3 protein-coding genes are annotated in these 4740 nt (G+C 64.7%); all 3 read right to left on the bottom strand.

The window, feature by feature from the left end:
• A partial coding sequence (locus APH30_RS26040) for a DUF748 domain-containing protein (RefSeq protein ID WP_156326698.1) occupies nucleotides 1–1721 on the bottom strand: 1721 nt, incomplete at its 3' end.
• Nucleotides 1722–1799: 78 nt separating this feature from the next.
• Entirely contained in the window at nucleotides 1800–2669 is an 870-nt protein-coding gene (locus APH30_RS26035; protein ID WP_054914141.1) for an oxygenase MpaB family protein, read from the bottom strand.
• Between the two features lie 42 nt (nucleotides 2670–2711).
• Nucleotides 2712–4646 carry an acetate--CoA ligase gene (gene acs, locus APH30_RS26030; RefSeq protein WP_054914140.1) on the bottom strand — a complete coding sequence of 645 codons (1935 nt, stop codon included), beginning with the start codon at nucleotides 4644–4646 and terminating at the stop codon, nucleotides 2712–2714.
• Nucleotides 4647–4740 lie beyond the last annotated feature (94 nt).

The following is a 4740-nucleotide window of genomic DNA, read 5'->3' as shown; positions in this document are numbered from 1 at the left end:
CTGGCGGGGGCCGTTGTGGCCGGGCTGCTTGGCTTGGCGCCGGCCGGTTGCGGGATCAACAGGTCATTGACGTTGGTCGTGCGGTCTTCGTTGATGATGAAGCGCGCGTAGGGCTCCTGCAGGGTCACCTTGTCGATCGACAGGGCATCACCGTGCACATACGACAAGCCGTCTACGTTGACCTGTTGCCATTTCACGAAGTCCCGGCTCTTGATGGTGTCCAACGTATGCAGTTGGCTGACCTGGGCCTTGCCGGTGACCGTGAAGGCCAGTGGCGTGGTGTTCTTCAGGTCGACCTTGAGGTCACTGTCGAGCATGCCGCTGCGCAGTTCCAGCAGGATGAACGGGCTGACGTAGGCCTGGGCCACGCGCAGGTCGATGTCGCGGGTGCTGACGTCGAGCTTGGCCTGGATGGGCGCCAGGTTCACCTGGCCGGCGGCCTGCAGCTTGCCTTGCTTGCCTACGCCGGTATCGAGCTTGAGGGTGAAGGGGGCCTGGTTGAGGCTGTCGAAGCCTTGCAGGTCGACATTCAGCGGGCCGACATCGAGCGCTACCGGTTCTTTCTGGCTGCGATCTGCCAGGTGCACCAGGTAGTTGCGCAGTTGCACGTCCTTGAGCAATACCTGCCAAGGCTTGGCCGGTTCGTTGGCCGATTGCGGCTCAGGCGCAGGGCCGGCGGCAGCCGGTTCGGCCTTTTCTTTCGGCGTGGCTTTGGCCGGTTGGCTGGCGAACAGCTTCTGCCAGTCGAGCTGGCCGTCCTTTTCCAGTGCTGCCCAGGTTTCCAGCTTGTCGCTGCGCAGCTTGCCCACACTGACCTGTTGCTTGACCAGGTCGACGGTCGTCTCGCTCACCTCCAGGTTGGCCAGGCGCGCCAACGGGCGGCCGTCTGGCGCGTTGATGGCGAACGGGGCCACCCGCAGCGTGGCGTTGTCCAGCAGCAGCTCGGTCTGCTTGGCGAGGTTGAGCTTGTACTGGGTCTGAAGGCTGACCAGCCCGTCCTGCAGCACCAGGGGCACGGCATCGCGCACGTAGGGCCAGAACAGCTTCATCTTGGCGTCGGTGACTTTCAGCGTGCCTTGCGAGGCGATCGGCGACAGGCTGAGGGTGCCGTTCCAGTCGATGCGCCCGCCGTTGGGGCCGTTGGCCACCAGGGTCATGTCGGCGTTGTCGTCAGGCAAGGTGCTGAGGTTCTTCAGCTCCAGGTTCATGTTGTCGTAGAGGAACTCGATGGGCTCGCTCGGGCGCATGTCCTGGAAGTGCAGCAAGCCTTGCTTGAGCTTGATGCTGCCGATACGCAACGGGAAGGGGTCGCTGGGTGGCTCGTCGGGCTTGGCTTCGCTCGGCGGCAGCTTGAACAACGTCGTCAGGTTGAGTGTGCCGTCTTTGGCGAACAGGACCTGGTTGCGGGGCTTGTCGAGCTCGACCGCTTCCAGGTGCAGGGCCTTGCTCCACAGGCTGTCGAGCGACAGGTTGGCGTACAACCGGTCGAAACCGACCTGCTCCTTGCCAGGCTCGCCAAGCTGCAGGCCCCACAGGGTCAGCTCGAGGCTGAAGGGGTTGAGTTCGATGCGTTCAAGGTGCGCGGGCACGGTAGCGTACTTGGCCAATTGCTGATTGGCGATACGCAGCGCCACGCCGGGAAGAATCAGGAACCCAAGCAGGCTGTAGAGGGCTACCAGGGCCACGATGGCGCCAGCGGCGCGAGTCAATCCTTTGTACATGTGTCGCTTCGTCGGTCTGAGCAGGAGTGCTTGGAGTATGGCACGTTAAATCAGTTCCGCAGGCGCGACCTGTTGCCCTCACTCGATGCCCATGCGCCGCCTGGCGCGGTGCGCGGAGCCGTCGCGCATTGCCCAGCGCAGCAGCGCTGCCGTGGGCTTTAGGCCCAGGCGGATCAGGCGCTGCTGCCAGGGCCGGTGCTGCAGGCCAAGCAGGCTCTGGCCCCAGCCAGGCAGCAGGTCGATGCCGGCGTGCAGCATCAGTTTGCCCACCGGTTGAGCCAGGCGGCTGGGGGCAGGGGCGTCGAGCAGAATCCGCATGACCTCGTGGCTGCGCGCATCACAGTGCAGTTGCGGGCGCATGGCTTGCAGGTAGGCGTCCACCTGCTGGCACGAGCGTGGTACGTCACGGGCGCCAAGGCGCTCGGCGATCAAGGCGATTTCGTTGTAGTAGGCATCTTGCTCGCTGCGCGGCAGGTGCGGGTTACGGTAGCGCAAGTGGGCGGCCAGAAAGCTGCTGACCTCTGCCACATGCACCCAGGTCAGCAAGGCTGGGTCGCTGGCCGCGTAGTGGCGGCCATCCGGCGCGGTGCCGGTCACTTGTAGGTGGATGGTGCGTACTTTGTCGATCAGCCACTCGGCATCACCGGTCGCGCCGAAGGTTGTACCGGAGATGAACTGGCTGGTGCGCCGCAGGCGGCCGAGCAAGTCCTCGCGGAAGTTGGAGTGGTCCCACACGCCGGCCAGGGCCAGCGGATGCAATAGCTGCAGCATGAGTGCGCTGATGCCGCCGACCAGCATGCTCGGAAAATCGCCATGCACCTGCCAACTGACACTGTGCGGGCCGAACAGCCCTGGGTCACCCTTGGGGGACTCCAGGTCGAGCTGGCCGAGGGCCAGCCCGGTAAGGCTCATGACCTGGGTTTCGATACGGCGGCGTAGGGCTTCCATGGCGACCTGCGATACAGGGCGGCCATCAGTAGCGGCCGCCGGTTACTGGTTGAGGCGTTTGTCGATCAGGTCCTGCACCACGGCGGGGTCGGCCAGCGTCGAAGTATCGCCCAGGTTGTCCAGTTCGTTGCAGGCGATCTTGCGCAGTATACGCCGCATGATCTTGCCGGAGCGGGTCTTGGGCAGTGCCGGGGCCCACTGGATCAGCTCGGGCTTGGCGAAACTGCCGATTTCCTTGCTGACCAGGGCGAGTAGCTCGGCCTTGAGCGCTTCGTCCGGCGTAATGCCATTCATGGCCGTGACGAAGGCGTACACGCCCTGGCCCTTGAGGTCATGCGGGTAGCCGACCACGGCGGCTTCGGCGACGCGATCATGCAACACCAGTGCGCTTTCCACTTCGGCCGTGCCGATACGGTGCCCTGACACATTGATCACGTCGTCAATGCGCCCGGTGATCCAGTAGTCCCCGTCGGCGTCGCGGCGGGCGCCATCGCCGGTGAAGTAGTAACCGGGCATGGGTTTGAAATACGTGTCGACCATGCGCTGGTGGTCGCCATAGACACTGCGGATCTGCCCGGGCCAGCTGGCCTTGATCACCAGCAGGCCGGCACCCGGCCCGTCTATCACCTCGCCCTTTTCATCCAGCAGGGCGGGCTGTACGCCGAACATGGGCTGGGTGGCACAGCCCGGCTTGAACGTGGTCGAGCCGGGCAGGGGGGTCAACATGATGCCGCCGGTTTCGGTCTGCCACCAGGTGTCGACGATGGGGCAGCGCTTTTGCCCGACCTCTTCGAAGTACCACTCCCAGGCTTCCGGGTTGATCGGCTCGCCGACACTGCCCAGCAGGCGCAGGCTTTTGCGCGAGGTGCCCTGCAGTGGCCCCGAGCCCTCGCGCATCAGTGCCCGCAGCGCGGTCGGCGCGGTGTAGAAAATATTGACCTGATGCTTGTCCACCACCTGCCAGAAGCGCGAGGTGTCTGGGTAGTTCGGTACCCCTTCGAACATCAGCGAGATGGCGCCGTTGGCCAATGGGCCGTAGACGATGTAGCTGTGCCCGGTCACCCAGCCCACATCCGCGGTGCACCAGAACACTTCGCCGTCGCGGTAATCGAACACCACCTTGAAGGTCAGGGTTGCCTGCAACAGGTAGCCGGCGGTGGTGTGCAGCACGCCCTTGGGTTTGCCGGTGCTGCCAGAGGTGTAGAGGATGAACAGCGGGTCTTCGGCTGCCATGGGCTCGGGGGCGCAGTCGTCGCCGGCGTGTTCGGTTGCCTCGTGGTACCAGAGGTCGCGGCCCTCGGCCCAGTCCACCGCGCCTGCGGTACGGCGTACCACGAAGACGCTGCTGACGGCCGGGCAACTGGCCAGGGCTTTGTCGACGTTCTGCTTCAACGGGATACGCTTGCCGCCGCGCACGCCTTCATCGGCGGTAATCACCGTACGGCAGTCGGCATCGAGAAGACGATCACGCAGGGCGTCCGGCGAGAAGCCACCGAACACCACCGAATGGATAGCGCCGATGCGGGTGCAGGCCAGCATGGCGAACGCTGCTTCGGGGATCATCGGCATGTAGATGCACACGCGGTCGCCTTTCTTCACCCCGCGCGCCTTCAGGGCGTTGGCCAGGCGGCAGACTTCGCGGTGCAGTTCGCGGTAGCTGATGGCTTTGGCATCTTTCGGGTCGTCGCCTTCCCACAGCAAGGCGGTCTGCTCGGCGCGCCGGGCCAGGTGGCGGTCGATGCAGTTGTAACTGACGTTGAGCTGTGCGCCGTCGAACCAGCGGGCCTCACCGGAACGCAGGTCGCACTGTTGCACGCTTGACCACGGCTGGATCCAGTCCAGGCGCTTGGCTTGCTCGGCCCAGAAGGCGTCGGGGTCCTCTACCGACTGGCGGTAAAGGCGCTGGTAGTCGTCGGGTGTGAGGGCGGCGGACTGGCTGACGGCCAGGGCCTGGGGATAGTTGCGGATATCGAACATGGCGGTGGTCCTGCTCTTGTAAGGGGCGAGGGACTGCAACGGCTATTCGATAGGACAGTGTAGCTGGGAGAGGTGTTCAAATTGTGCCGGCCGC

Origin of the sequence: Pseudomonas sp. NBRC 111127 (assembly GCF_001320345.1) — a bacterium.
GTDB lineage: Bacteria > Pseudomonadota > Gammaproteobacteria > Pseudomonadales > Pseudomonadaceae > Aquipseudomonas > Aquipseudomonas juntendi.
This window is presented reverse-complemented; position numbering and strand designations above follow the sequence as displayed.

Coding starts and splice junctions, on each gene's coding strand:
- acs (WP_054914140.1), bottom strand. CDS start 4,646: ATGTTCGATATCCGCAACTATCCCCAGGCCCTGGCCGTCAGCCAGTCC.
- APH30_RS26035 (WP_054914141.1), bottom strand. CDS start 2,669: ATGGAAGCCCTACGCCGCCGTATCGAAACCCAGGTCATGAGCCTTACC.